Annotated in this window: 9 protein-coding genes; 3 read left to right on the top strand and 6 right to left on the bottom strand. The window is 74.3% G+C overall.

The features are described from left to right. Positions 1–163 precede the first annotated feature (163 nt). The 3 genes from ACZ4A5_RS07510 to ACZ4A5_RS07520 all read left to right on the top strand — a co-directional run bounded on the left by ACZ4A5_RS07510 (position 164) and on the right by ACZ4A5_RS07520 (position 4,530). Positions 164–1,441: a sensor histidine kinase gene (locus ACZ4A5_RS07510; RefSeq protein WP_467579423.1), complete on the top strand. Its 1,278-nt coding sequence runs from the start codon at positions 164–166 to the stop codon at positions 1,439–1,441. Then, positions 1,438–2,124 (top strand): response regulator, encoded by a 687-nt coding sequence (locus tag ACZ4A5_RS07515; protein ID WP_467579426.1) that lies wholly within the window; start codon positions 1,438–1,440, stop codon positions 2,122–2,124. Before ACZ4A5_RS07510 ends, ACZ4A5_RS07515 begins: the two co-directional genes overlap by 4 nt. Before the next feature lie 312 nt (positions 2,125–2,436). Beyond that, positions 2,437–4,530 carry a PIG-L family deacetylase gene (locus ACZ4A5_RS07520; RefSeq protein ID WP_467579429.1) on the top strand — a complete coding sequence of 698 codons (2,094 nt, stop codon included), beginning with the start codon at positions 2,437–2,439 and terminating at the stop codon, positions 4,528–4,530. A 68-nt stretch (positions 4,531–4,598) separates the two neighbouring features. On the opposite strand, the gene ACZ4A5_RS07525 is transcribed toward ACZ4A5_RS07520, so the two are convergent. The 6 genes from ACZ4A5_RS07525 to ACZ4A5_RS07550 form a co-directional block, all read right to left on the bottom strand. Continuing rightward, positions 4,599–5,396: a thioesterase II family protein gene (locus ACZ4A5_RS07525; protein ID WP_467579432.1), complete on the bottom strand. Its 798-nt coding sequence runs from the start codon at positions 5,394–5,396 to the stop codon at positions 4,599–4,601. Positions 5,397–5,480: 84 nt separating this feature from the next. Next, complete coding sequence (locus ACZ4A5_RS07530; protein ID WP_467579435.1) at positions 5,481–7,121, bottom strand: GMC oxidoreductase; 1,641 nt, start codon at positions 7,119–7,121, stop codon at positions 5,481–5,483. Next, positions 7,118–9,916 carry an ATP-binding protein gene (locus tag ACZ4A5_RS07535; protein WP_467579438.1) on the bottom strand — a complete coding sequence of 933 codons (2,799 nt, stop codon included), beginning with the start codon at positions 9,914–9,916 and terminating at the stop codon, positions 7,118–7,120. Before ACZ4A5_RS07535 ends, ACZ4A5_RS07530 begins: the two co-directional genes overlap by 4 nt. Beyond that, the gene (locus ACZ4A5_RS07540; protein ID WP_467579441.1) at positions 9,913–12,501 is read right to left on the bottom strand and encodes an AAA family ATPase; all 2,589 of its coding nucleotides are present in this window, start codon (positions 12,499–12,501) and stop codon (positions 9,913–9,915) included. The genes ACZ4A5_RS07535 and ACZ4A5_RS07540 overlap by 4 nt, the downstream gene beginning before the upstream one ends. 11 nt (positions 12,502–12,512) lie before the next feature. Next, positions 12,513–15,353 carry a helix-turn-helix transcriptional regulator gene (locus ACZ4A5_RS07545; protein WP_467579444.1) on the bottom strand — a complete coding sequence of 947 codons (2,841 nt, stop codon included), beginning with the start codon at positions 15,351–15,353 and terminating at the stop codon, positions 12,513–12,515. Between the two features lie 370 nt (positions 15,354–15,723). Next, positions 15,724–16,941 carry an acyl-CoA dehydrogenase family protein gene (locus ACZ4A5_RS07550; RefSeq protein ID WP_398874173.1) on the bottom strand — a complete coding sequence of 406 codons (1,218 nt, stop codon included), beginning with the start codon at positions 16,939–16,941 and terminating at the stop codon, positions 15,724–15,726. Positions 16,942–16,972 lie beyond the last annotated feature (31 nt).

Raw genomic sequence — 16,972 nt, forward strand, 5'->3', positions numbered from 1 at the left:
CGCCGTCCGACGGCCCGGACATCGCCCGGAGGTCGACGGCCCAGGGCCGGAGGTAGCGGGTTCGCCGGGACCGTTCCGACCAAAGTATGCGGTCGTGCGACTTAGGTCGCGGGCCGCTGTCCGGCACCCCCGCGAGGACCTGCCGCTCAGTAGATTTGTGCGCATGAACGGCGAGCGAGCACAAGACATGATCCAGCCGGACGCGGCCTATCCGTGGCTGCTGCCGTCCGCGGTCATGGAGCCGCGGGCGGGCGGCGGGCGGGCGCGGCGGACCGCGCGCGACTGGGCCGTCGACATCGTGTGCCTCGCCTTCGCCGCTCTCTTCGGGCTGCTGGTGGCGGACGACGCGCGGGCGGCCGCCCAGGTGTCGGACGGGGCACTCCTCGCCGATCAGATAGTGGGGGCCGCGGCCTGCACGGCGCTGTGGCTGCGGCGGCGGTGGCCCACCGAGCTGGCCGTTGCGCTGTCGGTGGTGAGCGCCATGACACCGTGCGCGGCGGGGGCGCTGCTGGTGGCCGTGTTCAGCGTGGCGGTGCACCGGCCGTTCCGCCCGGTGGCGGTGGCGGGCGGGCTGGCGCTGATCAGCCAGCCGGTCCAGGCCGTCGTCCGCCCGGATCCCGGGCTGGGGTTCATGGGAGCCTCCGCGATCGGGGGGCTGCTGGTCCTCACCATGATCGGCTGGGGCATGTTCGTGCGGTCCCGCCGGCAGCTGGTGCTGTCGCTGCGCGAGCGCGCCGTGCGCGCGGAGGCCGAGGCCGAGCTGCGGGCCGAGCGGGCCCAGCGCCTCGCGCGGGAGAGCATCGCGCGGGAGATGCACGATGTGCTCGCGCACCGGCTGTCCCTGTTGTGCGTGCACGCGGGCGCCCTGGAATACCGGCCGGACGCGCCCCCCGCCGAGCTGGCGCGCGCCACCGGGGTGATCCGCAGCAGCGCGCACCAGGCGTTGCAGGATCTGCGGGAGGTGATCGGTGTGCTGCGGGCTCCCGAGGGCGCCGCCGCCTCCGCGGGCGCGCCCGGCGCCGAGTCCGGGCCGGAGGGCGACCGGCCGCAGCCGACCCTCGCGGCGCTGGAGGAGTTGCTGGAGGAGTCCCGGCAGGCGGGCATGGCCGTCCGTCTCGATCAGCAGGTGGCCGATCCGCAGCGGGTGCCCGCGGCCACGGGCCGTACGGTCTACCGGATAGTTCAGGAGGCCCTGACCAACGCCCGGAAGCACGCCCCGGGCGCGGAGGTGGGCGTGGCCGTCGGAGGCTCGCCGGACGAGGGGCTCACCGTGGTGGTCACCAATCCGCCCGGGTCGGCCGAGGGTTCGACGGTGCCCGGTTCCGGGCAGGGGCTCATAGGTCTCACCGAGCGCGCCACCCTCGCCGGCGGCCGGCTCGAGCACGGGCCCGCACCCGACGGCGGCTTCCGGGTCCACGGCTGGCTACCGTGGCCGGTATGACCACCGCACCGCCGCCCCGGCCGATCCGTGTCCTGCTCGTCGACGACGACCCGCTCGTCCGGGCCGGGCTGTCGTTCATGCTGGGCGGGCCGGCGGACATAGAGATCGTCGGCGAGGCGGCCGACGGCACCGAGGTGGCCGGCCTCGTCGACCGGCTCTCGCCCGATGTGGTGCTGATGGACATCCGCATGCCGTCGATGGACGGCCTGGCCGCCACCGAGCTGCTGCGGGGCCGGGAGCACGCGCCGGAGGTCATCGTGCTCACCACGTTCAACGCGGACGAGCAGGTGTTGCGCGCCCTGCGGGCGGGCGCCGCCGGGTTCGTCCTCAAGGACACCCCGCCCGCGGAGATCGTCGAGGCGGTGCGCCGCGTCGCGTCGGGGGTGCCGGTGCTCTCCCCCACCGTGACCCGCCAACTGATCGCCAAAGTAACGGGTGGTGAGCAGGCGGACACTCACAGCAGTGAGGCGCGGGGCAAGTTGGCTTTGCTGAACGAGCGGGAGCGGGAGGTGGCGGCCGCCGTGGGGCGCGGGCAGTCCAACGCGGAGATCGCTGGCGCGCTGTATATGAGCGTGGCCACGGTCAAGACCCATGTCTCCCGCATCCTGACGAAGCTCGGTCTCAACAACCGGGTCCAGATCGCCCTGCTCGCCCACGACGCCGACCGGTCCGGCACGGTCTGAGGCCGTCAGGGCCCGCCCCGGGCCGGGGGCTCCGGGCCCTTGCATCCGGAGGGCCGTGTTGCCCAACCGCCTGGGAACCTACATCGGGCCGTGCGGCGGCTGTTACAAAACAGCAGGGAAACGGCAGGTGGCGGGTCATAGGATCGAACTCTCGATCAGGGGGTGGTCAGTTCCCCTCCCCATCGCGTTCGACTGTTTGATCACCACGCGCTCTTGGCGCAGGAGAGTAGGGGGATACCTGTGCCAGGGCACATACCGCGTCGCCGAGTGCTTCAGGTCGCCGGCGGGGGCCTTGTCGTCGGAGCGGGTGCCGTGGGCGCCTGGCAGTGGCTGGCTCCCGAGGTCAAGAAGACCGGCACGGACGGCGGCGCCCCGGTGCGTGCCGCGAAGACGTCGACGTCCGCGTCGTTCGTCCATGTGATCGCCCACCCCGACGACTCGCTCTACTTCATGAACCCGGAGCTGGAGCAGTCCATACTCAGCGGCGCGCCCGCCGTGACCGTGTGCCTGACCGGCGGTGAGTCCGACGGCCGCAACGCGCTCTCCAAGACCCGTGGCTATGAGCACATGCCGATGAAGCGGCCGGAGTTCGTCCGCGCGCGGATCAACGGCTTCCGTGAGGCCACGGCCCAGATGGCCACCGGCAACTCCCTCAGCCCCTGGGATGTGGAGACCCTGCGTCTCGTGCCCGGCTTCGAGGTCGAGCTGCAGACGCTGCGCGCGGCCCCCCATGTCCAGATGATTTTCGTGGAGCTGATCGAGGCGCGGTCGCTGCGCTACCCGCACAAGGACAGCCTGCGCGGTCTGTGGCTCGGGGCGACGCCCAAGCTGACCACGCTCACGCCGACGGCGAGCCCGGTCACCCGCACCTACCAGTACGGGCGCCGGCAGCTGATCGACACGCTCGCCGCCGTCTTCGAGCGCTATCAGCCGACCGTGGTCCGCACCCTCGACCCGAACCCCGCGCACCTGGCGAAGCAGCCGGATTACCGCAACACCCCGCCGGTGCTTCAGGGCATCTACAGCCACGACCACCAGGACCACACCACCTCCGCCTTCTTCGCCCAGGCCGCCCTCGCGGAGTACTGGGGCCGCAAGCACTCCCGGCCCACCGCCGTCGAGAGCTACGTCGGCTACGAGGTCGACGTGCTCCGCAGCAATCTCGACAAGGCCACCACCGACCGCAAGATCACCTTCCTCGACATCTACGGCTGGGCCGACCACGGCAAGAACTGCGGGGACCCCGCGGGCTGCGGCGACCGTAAGGTCGGCAATCTGTCCGCCACCAAATACCACGGCTGGTCGAGCAATTGCCGCCACCGCGCTCCCGGCACCATGCGCTGGGTGCAGCCGCTGCCCGACGGCCGGCTCGCCGCCTTCGGGATCCTCGACGGCGCCGCGCAGTGCTGGACCGAGCGCAAGGCGGGCAGCGGCATCTGGTCCGCGCCCGTCGCGGTCGGCGGCAGCATGCTGGAGGGCCAGATAGAGGTCGTGCGGCACCAGGACGGCTCGCTCCAGCTGTTCTCCGTGCGCACCGTGCTCCCCGTGAACGACAAGCCCCACCGCCGCGAGGTCGTCACCGCCCTCCAGACCGGCAAGGGCCCCGGCGGCGCCCCGGCGTTCGGCCCCTGGCAGTCGCTCGACTCCCCCGAGGACGACCCCCGTCGCTCGATGGAGGTGGGCTACCCGGTCGCGGTCGTGGGCAAGGACGGCACCGTCTTCGTCTTCGTCCGCGACTACGACGGCGGCATCAGCTTCCGCAGCGGCACCGGCGGCAACGGCTGGACGGGCTGGACCGCGCTGCCGCCGGCCGGGCCGCGGACGAGGCTGGAGGACGGCCTGGACGCCGTCCTCGACGGCGCCGGGCGGATCCACGTCGTCGCCGCCGACACCAAGACCGTCCACCACTGGATGTCCCAGAGCCCGGACGGGCCGCCGCAGCCGGCCGCCCCGACGCGGCTGCCCGCCACGACCGGCCCGCTGACCCTGGCCCCCCTGACCGGCGGTGGCATCCGCGTGGCCATGCGCCAGCCGGACACCTCCCGCATAGTCGTCGCCGACCGGCTGACGGACAGCTGGAAGGTCTCCGCGGAGTGCGCCTCGATCAGCGGCTACGGCCGCGTCGCGCTCGCCCAGGCGGGCACCGCGACGGTGCTCGCCGCGCGGGACGGCAAGGGCCTCGTCCGGCTGTCGGCCGGTTCGGGCCGCCCCGGCCCCTGGGCGGACGAAGGCATACCGCACCGTGGCATGACCGGCATGACCCAGGACGCCAAGGGCCGTACGGTCGCCGTCGTCCTCGGCATGGACGGCAGGCTCAGCAGCGCCCGGCACACGGGCTCGGGCAAGTCCGCGTTCACGGACTGGCTCTCGCACGACGGCACGACCCAGGCCGACCTGGAGTCGTGACCCCGGCGCCCGGGGCGGGCTTGTCGCGGATGCCGCGGCAAGCCCGTTTCGCGTTCATGACCAGCGCCCTACGCCCCCTGGCGGGCCCGCAGGTGGTCCGCCATCAGCGTGTTGAGTGCCTTCTGGTGCGCGGCCAGGTAGAAGTGACCGCCCGGGTAGACATGGAAGTCGAAGGGGCCCTCGGTGTGCTCGGCCCACGCCCGGGCCTCCTCCAGGGTCACCTTGGGGTCGTCGTCACCGGTCAGCGCGGTCACCGGGCAGTGCAGCGGCTCCCCCGGCTCATAGGTGTAGGTCTCCGCGGCGTGGTAGTCGGCGCGGATCGCCGGGAGGACCATGCGCAGGATCTCCTCGTCGCCGAGGAGCTGGGTGTCGGTGCCGCTCAGCCCCTTCAGCTCGGCGATCAGGCCGTCGTCGTCCCGCTGGTGCACGGTCTCGTGCCGGGGCCTGGACGGCGCGCGGCGGGCGGAGGCGAAGAGTCCGGCGAGGACGATGCCCTTCTCCCGCTCGAAGCGCCGGGCGACCTCGAAGCCCAGTGTGGCGCCCATGCTGTGCCCGAAGAACGCCAACGGCCGGTCGGCCCACGGGAGGAGCGCGGCGAAGACCCGGTCGGCGAGCTCGGGGATGTTGTCGATGAGCGGCTCCGTACGGCGGTCCTGGCGGCCGGGGTACTGAAGGCAGATGACGTCGATGTCGGCCGGCATGGCCTGCGACACGGGGAAGTAGAAGCTCGCCGAACCACCGGCGTGGGGCAGGCAGACCAGCCGGGTGGCGGCGTCCGGGCGCGGGTGGAACCTGCGGACCCACAGGCCGTTGTCCTCGGGGTTGTCGATCACGGTCGGTCGTTCCTTCCAACGGAAATTCGACATACGGAGCAAGCGTGAGCAAGGTGACGAACAGCCGTGGGCGGCAGGGACCTTGCGGCCCCCGCCGCCCACGGTCACCCGGCCACCTTATGACGCGAGGACGTCCTGCTTGATGATGCGTTCGATGTTCCGTTCGGCAAGTGCGGTAATGGTCACAAAGGGGTTGACACCGATGGAACCGGGGATGAGCGCCCCGTCGTTGACATAGAGGTTGGGGTAGCCGGTGACGCGGCCGTAGAGGTCGGTGGCCTTGCCGAGGACGCAGCCGCCGAGCGGGTGGTAGCAGAAGTCGTCGGCGAACGCCTTGAGCTGGGAGCCGAAGAGGTCGTAGCGGTAGACGGTGCCGTTGGCCTTGTTGATCCGGTCGAAGAGGGACTTCGCGGCATTGACGGCGGGCGCGTTCTGGTCCCGCGTCCAGCGCAGGAGGGCCCGGTCGGTGGCCTTGTCGTAGACGAAGGTGCCGCGCTCGGGGTTCTTGGTGATGGCGAGGTAGAGGCTGACCCAGGTCTCGAGGCCCGCCGGCATGGGCGCTATCTCCGCGAAGACCGGGGCGGCCGCGTTGTCCCAGTCGTTGATGCCGAGCGCGGGGATCGAGGACTGGTGGGCGCCGGTGGTGTCCCAGATGTGGTTGGCGCGGGCGGTCATGATGTTGCCGTTGGGGCCCCACCCGGCGCCGACCTCGGCGCTGAGGTCGGGCAGGGCGCCGGTGTCCCGGGCCCGTACGAGCAGTTCGGTGGAGCCCAGGCTGCCCGCGCCGAGGAAGAGATGGCGGCAGGTGATCCGCTTGCGGGCGAGCACCTTGCCGTAGGCATCGGCCTGTTCGACCGTCAGGACGTACTTGCCGTCGGACTGCCTGCCGATCGCCCGGACGGTGTGCAGGGCCTCGATGGTGACCTTGCCGGTGCCGAGGGCGGCCGCCAGATAGCTCTTGTCCAGGCTCCGCTTGCCGTGGTTGTTGCCGTAGATGACCTCGGTGGCGAGCGCCGACTTCGGCACCTCCCCGGCCGCCTCGCGCTGCATGTAGGGGAAGTCGTAGACATTGGGCACGAAGGTGGTGCCCAGCCCCGCCCGGCGCGCGTGCTCGCGCGAGACCCGGGCGAACTTGTAATACTCGGACTTCTCGAACCAGTCCGGGTCGATGTGGTTGACCCCGAGCGCGCTGTCGGCGCGCGGGAAGTAGCGGTCGTACATCTCGCCCGAGTCGACCTGCGGCAGCACCTCTTCGAAGTAGGCGCGGGACGGGCGTACGGCCATGCCGCCGTTGACCAGCGAGCCGCCTCCCACGCCGCGCCCGACGTAGACGGACATGTCGCTGTACTCGACCCGGTCCAGGACACCCGCGTAGGGCTCGATGTCACGGTTGATGACGTCCAGCCAGAGGAAGGAGCCCAGCGGGGCCTTGGTGCGGTTGCGGAACCAGCTGGAGCGCTTGTCGGGCGCGAGCATGGTGTTGAAGATCTTGCCGTCTGGGCCCGGCTGGTTCCACAGCTGGCCCATCTCCAGCATCAGCGTGGGCACTCCGGCCTCGCCGAGGCGCAGGGCGGAGACGGCGGCGCCGTAGCCGGTGCCGATCACCACGGCCGGTACGTACGCGCCGTCGGTGGCCGTGGCCGCGGCGGCGCGCGTCGCGGTGGTGATGGTGGTCGCCCCGGCCATGGCGGCGGCGCCGAGGGCGGCCATGCCGAGCAGGCGGCGCCGCGAGAGGGGCTGGTTCAATGCGCTGTTCATGAGTGACCTTTCGTACGGGTGACAGTGGTGGGGGCCGCCGGGGCACCGTCTGAGGGTGCGGCCGAGGCGTCCGGCAAGAGGTGGGCCAGGGCGGCGAGTTCGCCCCTGCCCGCCACGTCGAGCTTCCGGTAAGCGTGGGTCAGGTGTTTCTCCACCGCCCGGGAGCTCACCTCCAGGAGCTCGGCGATGTCCCGGTTCGACACCCCGTGCGCGGCGAGCCCGGCGACCTTGCGTTCGCTCCGGGTGAGGGACTCGATCGCGACGGGGGCCACCGGGCTGGCCATGGCGCGCAGTTCGCGGGCCGCCAGGTCCGCGAGCCAGGGCATCCCGCCGGCGAGGGCCTGCTCGCGGCCGCTGCGCAGGTGGGTCTCGGCCTCCGGCCGGCCGCCGGCCCGCAGCCGGCGGCCGAGCAGGACGGCCGTGCGGGCGCGCTCCAGGCCGTTGACGGACCCCTCCAGGATGGCGAGGGACTCGCGGAGCAGGGCGATGCCCCGCTCGCCCTGGGTGACGGCCCCGCGCATCCGCTGGGCGCGGCCGATGGCCACGGGGCTCCCCCAGGCGGCCGCCCGCGCGCACTCCTCCTCCAGCAGATCCCTGGCCAGGGCGGGGTGTCCCATCCGGTAGTGCAGCCCGGCGGCCCAGGAACGCCAGGGGAAGACGGCGGGGTTGCGCCAGTCGGCGCGTTCGGCGGACCGGCCCCACTCCAGGATGTGCTCCAGCGCCGTGGGCAGATCGCCGGACACGACCGCCATCGAGCCGCGGACGAGGTGCAGGGAGGACGGCTGGTTCCCCTGCCGTACGCCGTCGCGGCGGTAGGCCAGCAGCCTCCGGGCCAGGGCCGTGTCCCGGCTCTCGATGGCGACCATGACGATGCCGACGAGCGACTGGAGCGTCGCCCACTCGGTCACGCCCAGGGCGAGCGCCTCGTCGGCCTGGGCCCGCGCCTCCGCCAGGCGGCCCTGTGCGAGCAGCACATGGGCGAGTTCGACGCTGATCACCGCGCGGGGCACGGTGGTGCTCTCCCTGCGGGCCCGTTCCTGGGCGGTGTGCAGCCAGGGCCCGATGGTGCCGACGGAGTCGGCGGCGATCAGGACGTGCGTGAGCAACGGCAGGGCGGTGTACGCGTGGTCGGGGGCGGCGGGCTCGTACTGCAGGAGGCGGTGGGCGAGCCGGGCGGCCTCCGCCGCGGACGTGCCCTGGGCCATGGTCGCGCCGTGCAGCAGTACGGTGACCAGTTCGCGCTCGGCGGCGGTGTCCAGGGAGGGGTCAGGTCCCAGGGAGCGCAGCCGTTCGGCGCTGGCGCGCAGCTGCCCCGGCGTCACCACCTCGACGTGGCGCAGCCGGGCCTCGAGCCGTAGCGCGGGCTCGCGGTCCTCGTCGGCGGGCCGCCCGGACGTGCCCAGTTCGTCGGCGAGTTCGCGGACCGCCTCGACGGAGGGCAGCGGGACGCCGCCGAGCTGGGACGGCGGGATGCGCGCGGCGGCCAGGGCGCGCTGCCGGGGCGCGGGGATGAGGTCCAGCGCCTGGAAGACGTGCCGGATCGCGGCGGCCGGGTCGAAGGCGCGCTCGGCGGCGGCGAGGTCGACGAGGAGCGCGGCCCGCTGCGGCTCGTCCGGCGCGCTGCCCAGCAGGGCCCGGCGCAGGCACCGGGCGGCGTCCTCGTGGGCCCCGCGGTGCAGGGCGGCCGTGGCGGCGGCGCGCAGCACCTCCAGGGCCCAGTCCTCCTGGCACGAGGGCGCGGCCAGAAGGTGGGCGGCGGCCTCCTCGGCGGGGTACCCGGCGCAGTGCAGGAGGAGCGCGGCGCGGACGTGGTGCTCCTCCTGCTCCGCCGGGCTCAGCAGGTCCTCGGCGGCGTCGCGTACGGCCCGGTGCACGAAGCGGGGTTCGGAGCCGGCCGTCAGCAGCCCGAGCCTGCACAGGGCCCGCAGGGCGGTGTCGCGGCCGGTCGGGTCGAGGCCGGCGAGCCGGCCGGTGAGCTCCGGGGCGGTGCGGGTGCCGAGGACGGCCAGCACCTCGGCCAGGGCGCGTACGGGCCGGGGCTGGGCGCGCAGCGCGACGGCGAGGCGCTCGCGCAGCGCCGGCAGCGGCGCCTCGGCCAGGGCCGTGGCCGAGGCGGCGTCCGGCTCGCCCTCCCCGGCGGTGGCGTCGATCAGGGCGGTGAGGAACATCGGGTTGCCGCCGCTGATTTCCTGACAAGCAGTCACATAGGCGGATGTGCCCGCCCGGCCGTGGCGGGCGGCCACGAGCTCGGCGGTGCTCTCCCGCCCGAGCGGCGCCGGGCGCAGGACGTGGGCGGCGCTGTCGACGATCTCGTGGACCCGCGGCTCCTCGGCACGGGGCTCGCCCTCGCGCAGGGTGACGACGGCAGTGATCCGGAGGTGGTTGATCCGGCGGGCGAGTCGGCCGAGCCAGCGCAGGGACTGCGGATCGGCCCACTGGAGATCGTCGACGAGCAGCAGCAGGGGCTGCCGTTCGCTGTGCCGGACGGTGAGGGCGAGAAGTTCGCCGTAGTGCCCGCCCTCGGGCGGTTCCGGCTGGAGGGGGTCGAGGAGCTGGCCGGTCACGCCGAAGGGGAAGTCCGTCTCCATGGGGGCCGCGCTGGCGGTCAGTACGCGCGTCCCGGACCGTTCGGCGAGGGGCGGCAGGGCGCGCAGCAGGGCGGTTCTGCCGATGCCGATGCCACCGGCGACGACGATCAGCGAGCCGCTGCCCCGGGCGGCGTCCCGCATCGCCCCGATGATGAGGTCCAGCTCTCGCTGCCGGTCGAGCAGTCGCCGGTCGGGCACGGGCGTCATCGGGTCTTCCTCCCTAAGGGCCCCAGGACGCGGGCCAGTTCGGTCCGGCGGGTGATGCCCAGCTTGCGGTACGCCTTGGTCAGGTGCAGTTCCACGGTGCGCAGGGTCACCGAGAGCTCGGCGGCGATGGCGCGGTTGGTCATGCCGCGCGCGGCGAGGACCGCCACGCGCAGCTCGGCGTCGGTCAGCCCGCGGCCGGAGGGGATCTCCTCCTGGGGGGCGGCCGCGGGGACGGCGGGGGCCTGGGCGGTCCGGAAGGCCACTTCCGCGACGTAGCGCATCGCCCGGTCGACGTCGTCGGGCGCGCCCCAGGCACGGGTGAGGCGGCGCTCCTCGGCCAGCAGGTCGGCGGCCGGCCCGCCGCGCGCGGCGGGGCCGTGGGCCGCGGCGGCGGCCGAACGCCAGGGCAGCAGGACGGGGTTGGCGACCTGCCGGGCGAGCAGCAGGCGGCCGCACTCCAGCAGGTCCGCCAGCGCCGGGCCGCCGCGGCCGCCCGCGAGCCGCACCCGGCCGCGCGCGTAGAGCAGATAGGCCCAGGCCAGGCCGCCCTCCGCACCGGCCGGGCGGACCCCTTCGACCGCGCGCTCGGCGGTCGCGACATCGCCCAGCGCCAGATGGGCGAGTGCCCGGAGTCCGGCGGGGGCGGGTGCCATCAAGGGGTGCCAGCAGTGGGGCGGCATGACGTGCTGGAGGCGGTCGAGGAAGGTGACGGCCTCCTCGGGTCTGCCCTGGTGGAGCGCGGCCTGCGTCTCGACGATCAGGGCGAGCCCGACGGTCGGGCGGGCGCCGGAGCGCTGTGCGCGCACCAGGACCGCGTCCAGCGCGGCCTGCGCCTCGGCGAAGTCGCCGGTGAGGAGCAGGGCGTGGCAGGCGGCCAGTTGGGCGGCCGGCGGGGCTGCATCCCTGGCGTCGGGGGCGAGGGCGGCACGGGCCAGGGAGCGGGTGCGCGCGATGTCCTGGCCACGCAGGGCGCAGTGCCAGGCCGCGACACCGGCTTCGGCCGGTTCCGCGGGCAGATCGGGCAGGGCGGCCATGGCGGGCCGGTCCAGCTCGGGTTCGGCGCCCTGCTGGCTGTGTTCGGCGAGCCAGTACAGCGCCCGCAGCGCGGCCCGGTCCTGTGTGCTCACATCCGTACCGTCGAGGATGCGGGCGATCAGCGGCTGGGCGGACACCACGTCGCCGCGGGCCACGAGGAGGCCGGCGGCCTCGACCCACGAGGGGCCCGCGCCGGCGTCGGCCCGGGTGAGCAGGGCGCTGCGCAGGTGCCGGTCCGAGACGGCGGGCGAGCTGGGGAGCACGACGGCGCTCAGCTCGACGAAGAGCTTCGCCCGCGCGGCCGGTGCCATGGGCTCGCGCAGCGCGCGGTGCAGCAGCCGGCCCGCCGCGCGCAGGTCTCCGGCGGCGTGGCAGCGGGCGGCCTCCCGGCGCAGGGCGTCCACGGCCCAGGGGGCGCCGATGACGTGGGCGGCGAGCAGCATCCTGGTCAGCACGCCGTCGGGGAGCGCGGCCCGGTGGGCGTGCCGGGCGGCACGGGCGTAGAGCGACTCGCGCCGCTCCGCGCCGAGCCCGGCGAGCACCGCCTCGGCGGCCCGCGGTTCGCGGAAGGCGGGCCGGTCGCCGTCGGTGAGCAGGCCGGTCCCGGCCAGCCGGCCCACGGCACGGGCGGTGTCGGTGCCGCCGGGGTCCGTCAGCGCGGCGATCATGTCGGGGGTGCCGTCCCGTCCGCAGACGGCGATGGCCCGCAGGACGTCGAGGAGTTCGGCGGGGAGGGCGGCCGCCGTCCTGGCCGCGCGTTCCCGGAACGCTTCGGCGACGCTGTCGGCGAGGTGCGGCAGGTGGTCGGCCGCGGGCCGCCAGCCGTGCCGGGCGAACCGCCCGGCCACCGTGCGCAGCAGGGCGGGGTTGCCGCCGACGGCATGGGCGGCGGCCGTGCCGAAGACCGGATCGACCGGCGATCCGTAGGCCCGGGTGAGGAGTTCGGTCACCCCGGCGGGGGACAGCGGGGCCGGGGTGAGGGTGTGGCGGACGACGGTGCGCCCGGTGGCGAGCGAGCCGGGCTCCAGCGGGTCGTGGGTGCCGTCGGCGGGGACGCCGCCGCGGGTGGTCAGCAGCATCATCGGGGCGCCCGAGAGCCGGCGGGCCAGGGCCCGCAGCCAGCGCCACGAGTGCGGATCGGCCCACTGGGCGTCGTCCAGGGCGACGAGCAGGGGCTGTTCGCGGGCCGCGGCGAGGAAGGCGCGGCACAGCGCCGGTACGAGGACGGTCTCGTCCGCGCCGGACGGCGGTGCGGCCCCGGGCCGCCCGAGGGCGGCGAGGAGCTGGTCGGCGACGCCGTAGCGCAGCGCGGATTCCTCCCACGACGCGTGGGCGGTGACGGCCCGGACCCCTCTCCGCCCGGCGAGCGTGACCGCCTGGTTCAGCAGGGCGCTGCGGCCGCTGCCGGGTCCCCCCTCGATCTCGACGAGGGCGGACGGGCCGTCGCGCAGTCCGCTCAGCAGGTCGCGCAGCAGCTCCTGTTCGCGGTCCCGCTCGACGAGCTCCGTCCCCCCGTGTCCGTCCCAGTGGCCGGTGTTCCCTTGTGTCACCCGCGGCGCTCCTAGTTGCTCGCGACGCGGGTGCCGGCCGGTGAGTGCCGCGGTCCGTCGGGTGCGTGGCGGCCCGGGCGGTAGGGGGTGCCGAGGGAGGAGGGCAGGTCGGCGCGGCCGCGGACGTCGAGCTTGCGGTAGACGTTCGTCAGGTGGGCCTCGACGGTGCGGAGGCTGATGAAGAGGGTGGCGGCGATCTCCTTGTTGGTGACACCGCGCCGGGCGAGCTCGGCGACGCGGCGCTCGCTCTCGGTCAGGGAGTCGACCGGGCTGGCGGCAAGCCGGGACATCCGGCCGCCCGCCGCGACGAGCAGGTCCCGGGCGCGGGCGGCGAGCATGTGGTAGCCGCAGCCGGTGGCGAGTTCGACGGTGCGGCGCAGGTGGCGGCGCGCGTCGGGGGTCGCGTCGTGCCGCAGGAGCTCGCAGCCGAGCTGGTATTCGGCCTTGGCGCGGTCGAGGCGGGCCGGGGAGGCGGCCAGGGCGTCCACGGCCTCGACGAGCAGGTCCAGCCGGGCGCGGCCGTCGGCGACGACACCGGCGGCGATCAGCCCGAGGCCGACGGCGCGCGGGGTTCCCCAGCGGCGTGCGGCCTCCTGTGAGCGTTCGGCGAGGTCCGCTGCGGCCTTGGTGCGGCCCTGGCGCACGAGGGTGGTGACGGCGGGCAGCCACCACGGGGCGAGGACCGGGTTGCCGATGCCCGCCGCCTCCATGCTGCGCCCGCAGTGCAGCCACAGCTCCAGCGCGCCGTCGAGATCGCCCCGCTCCCGCCGGGCTCTGCCCTTGGTGTAGAGGAAGTGGTGCCATTCCCAGACGCCTTGGGCCACGTCCGGTCCGGCGACTCCGTCGAGCAGGGCGTCGGCCTCTTCGGCCTCGCCCCAGGAGAGCAGGGCGGTGGCGAGGGCGAGGGCCGGCATGGTGGCGTCGGGGCAGCCCGCCCGGGTGGCGTGTTCGACGGCGGTGCGGGCGGTCGAGACGGCCGCGGTGACGTCGCCGGTGCCGTGCAGGGTGAGGGACTGCCCGCAGAGCGCGGCGATGTGGGTCCACGTCTCGCGGCGCGCCCGGCTGTCGGACACGCACCGGCCCAGAGCGTCCATGGCCTCGTCCACCTCGTCGGCGAGGGAGAGCACGAGGGAGGCGCCGAGCACGCAGGGGCCGACGGGTGCGGGCTCCTTGATCCACAGGGCGCGGCGGGCCAGGTCGACGGCCGGGCCCGCGGGCTCGCCGTCGAGGGCGGCGAGGACGCTCAGGCCGGCCAGCAGGTGGCGTTCGGCGCGGCTCTCACCGGGGGGTACGGGCCAGTCGCGGGCCCGTTCGCGGGCGGCGGGCAGGGCCGTGCGGTCGTTGACGGCGGTGACGAGGAGGGCGGCCGCGACGGGGGCGCGGAGCGCTTGGCCCGGGACGCCGGGCTCCGTCGGCAGGGTGTCGAGCACGGCGCCCAGTTCCCGTACAGCCTGGGGGGCGCGGCGGGTGCCGGCGGCGATCAGCCCGTACTGCACGACGATGCGGGCCCGGTCGTGCGGGCGGGTGGCCTCGGCGAGGGCCTGCCGCAGCTGCGCGAGGGTGGTCGCGGGCGCCAAGTGCGCCGAGGTACGGGCCAGTTCGACGCGTATCTCCTGGCGGAGGCCGCCGGTGGGCCCGGCGGCGAGGGCGCGGCGCAGACTGCGCATGGCGGCCCGCGCGGTGGCGCGGTCCGGCGCCTGGGCGGCGGCCTCGCGGAGCACGCCGGGCATCCACGGCTCGGCCGGCTCCTTGAGGTGGACGAGCTGGGCGGCGACCTCGCCGGCGGGGCGGCCCGCGTCGTTGAGCAGCCGGGCGGCGCGGGCGCGCAGTGCCTCCCGCTCGGGGGCGGGCAGTTCGGCGAGGACGGCGCGGCGGACGGCTTCCCGCATGGCGGCGGGCCCATCGGCCGGGGCGAGGATCCCGTCGCGGCGCAGGGTCTCCAGCGCGGCCGTCAGGCGTCTGCCGGTCACCGCCGAGAGCGCGCCCAGCGGTTCGGGGTCGGTGTGGCCGAGGACGGCGACGGCGCGGGCGACGGCGCGGACGTGACCCGCCTGTCCGGACAGCCTCGCCGTCGCCGAGCGGGTGAGGAGCTCCTCGCCGATGGCGCGCAGCCGGTGGAGGCCGTCCGCGTCGGGGCGGATGTCCGCCGCGCGCACGTCGGTGAGCAGCCGGGTCAGCAGTCCGGGGTTGCCGCCGGAGAGCTCCGCGCAGTGCTGGAGGAAGGATTCCGACGGGGAGCGGCCCAGGGCGCGGGTCACGACGGTGGCGATGGCCGCGGGGTCGAGCGGGCCGAGGTCCAGGGCCGTGCAGCCGTCGTGGGCGAGGAGCGCGGAGAGCGCGTCCGCGCCGGGCCCGGGGTGGTCGGTGCGCTGGGCGAGGACCACCAGGAGGGGTAAGGAGGTGGCGCGGCGGAGCACGAAGCCCAGGCCGTTCAGGGAGGTTTCGTCGCACGCCTGGGCGTCGTCGAGGAGGAGGGCGAGCGGCCCGTTCGCCAGGAGGCCCGTGGCGCGGCGGTGGAGCGCGCGGTGGACGGCGTACGCGGCGGGGGCGTCCGGGAGGCCGGCGTCGAAGGGGTCGAAGGGTGCGAAGAGGTCGCGTAAGACCTGGTGTTCGCGCGCACCGGACGGTGCCGTACGGTGCCGTACGGTCATGCCGGTGGAGGTCAGCCGCTCGGCGAGGGCGGCGAGGAGAGCCGTCCTGCCGGTCCCGGCCGGGCCGCGGACGACGACGGCCCGCGCGGATCCGGCGCGCACGGCCGCCGCTGTCCGCAGGAGGCCGTCCAGCGCGTGGGAGCGGCCGGACAGGTGCCGCCGGGAGGAGGTGTCCTGTTCCCGATCGCTGCTGACCGCCACGGCGCTTCCTTCTTCCATGAAGCCACACTTGAGCTCCGGTGATCGACGTGCGCACCGGAGGGCGGATCCCCAAGAGCGACCGCCAAGACCGGACTTGCACGAACAAGATCGGAAACGACGGTAACAGAACGCCTGATGAACGCCTATGACGTTTGAGCCAAAACGACATCCCAGACACGACCGAAAACGTGCGTTCGATTCCTGGATGCCCACAGGGTCCGCCCGTCAGCGGGCCCCTCGGCAATTGAGCCGAAAACAATCCATCGGGGACAAGCCGACATCTCCACGTAATACGCCTGTTGTAGCCTCCCGCGGCTTCGCAGCGGGCTCCGCGGGTGCCGGGCCGAGGCCCGCGGAGCCCGCTCCCGGGCTATCGGATCGGCATCCCCGACAGCGTGCGCGCGATGACGAGGCGCTGGATCTCGCTCGTGCCCTCGAAGATCGTGTAGATGGCGGCGTCGCGGTGCATGCGCTCCACCGGGTACTCACGGGTGTAGCCGTTGCCGCCGAGGATCTGCATCGCCTGGGCCGTCACGGCCTTCGCCGTCTCCCCCGCGAAGAGCTTCGACATCGAACCCTCCGCCGCGGTGAAGGGCTTGCCCGCGGTGGCCATCCAGGAGGCGCGCCAGACCAGGAGGCGGGCGGCGTCCACGCGGGTGCGCATGTCGGCCAGCTGGAAGGCGATGCCCTGGTTGTCGATGATGGGGCGGCCGAACTGGACCCGGGTCTTGGCGTAGTCGAGGGCGACCTCGTACGCCGCGCGGGCGATGCCGACCGCCTGGGCGCCGACCGCGGGGCGGGACGCCTCGAAGGTGGCCATCGCGGCGTTCGGCGACCCCGCGCCGCGCTGCCCCGCCGCCCGCTCCCGCGCCCTGGCCAGCCGCTCGTCCAGCTTCTCCTTGCCGCCGAGCAGACAGTGGCCGGGGACGCGGACGCCGTCGAGGACGACCTCGGCGGTGTGCGAGGCGCGGATGCCGTGCTTCTTGAACTTCTGCCCCTGGGAGAGCCCCGGGGTGCCCGGCGGGATGATGAAGGAGGCGTGGCCGCGCGAGCCCAGCTCCGGGTCGACCACGGCGACGACGACATGGACGTTGGCGATGCCGCCATTGGTCGCCCAGGTCTTGGTGCCGTTGATCACCCACTCGTCCTTGGCCTGGTCGTAGACGGCGCGGGTGCGCATGGCGGAGACATCCGAACCGGCGTCGGGCTCGGAGGAGCAGAAGGCGGCCACCTTCACATCGGCCGCGTCGCCGTACATCTGCGGCACCCAGGTGCCGATCTGCTCCTCGGTGCCGTTGGTGAGCACGCCGATCGCGGCGAGGCCCGTGCCCGCGATGGCGAGCCCGAGGCCCGCGTCACCCCAGAAGAGCTCCTCCAGGGTGAGCGGGACGCCGAGACCGGTGGGGTCGAAGAACTGCTGCGCGTAGAAGTCGAGGGAATAGAGGCCGATCTTGGCGGCCTCCTGGACGACCGGCCAGGGGAACTCCTCGCGCTCGTCCCACTCCGCGGCGGCCGGGCGCATCACGTCGACCGCGAAGCCGTGGATCCAGTCGCGAATGCCCCGCTGATCCTCGTCGAGCTCCATCATGAACTGCGTCACGACCCCTCCAACTCGTCAT

Source organism: Streptomyces sp. NPDC025618 (assembly GCF_055558795.1).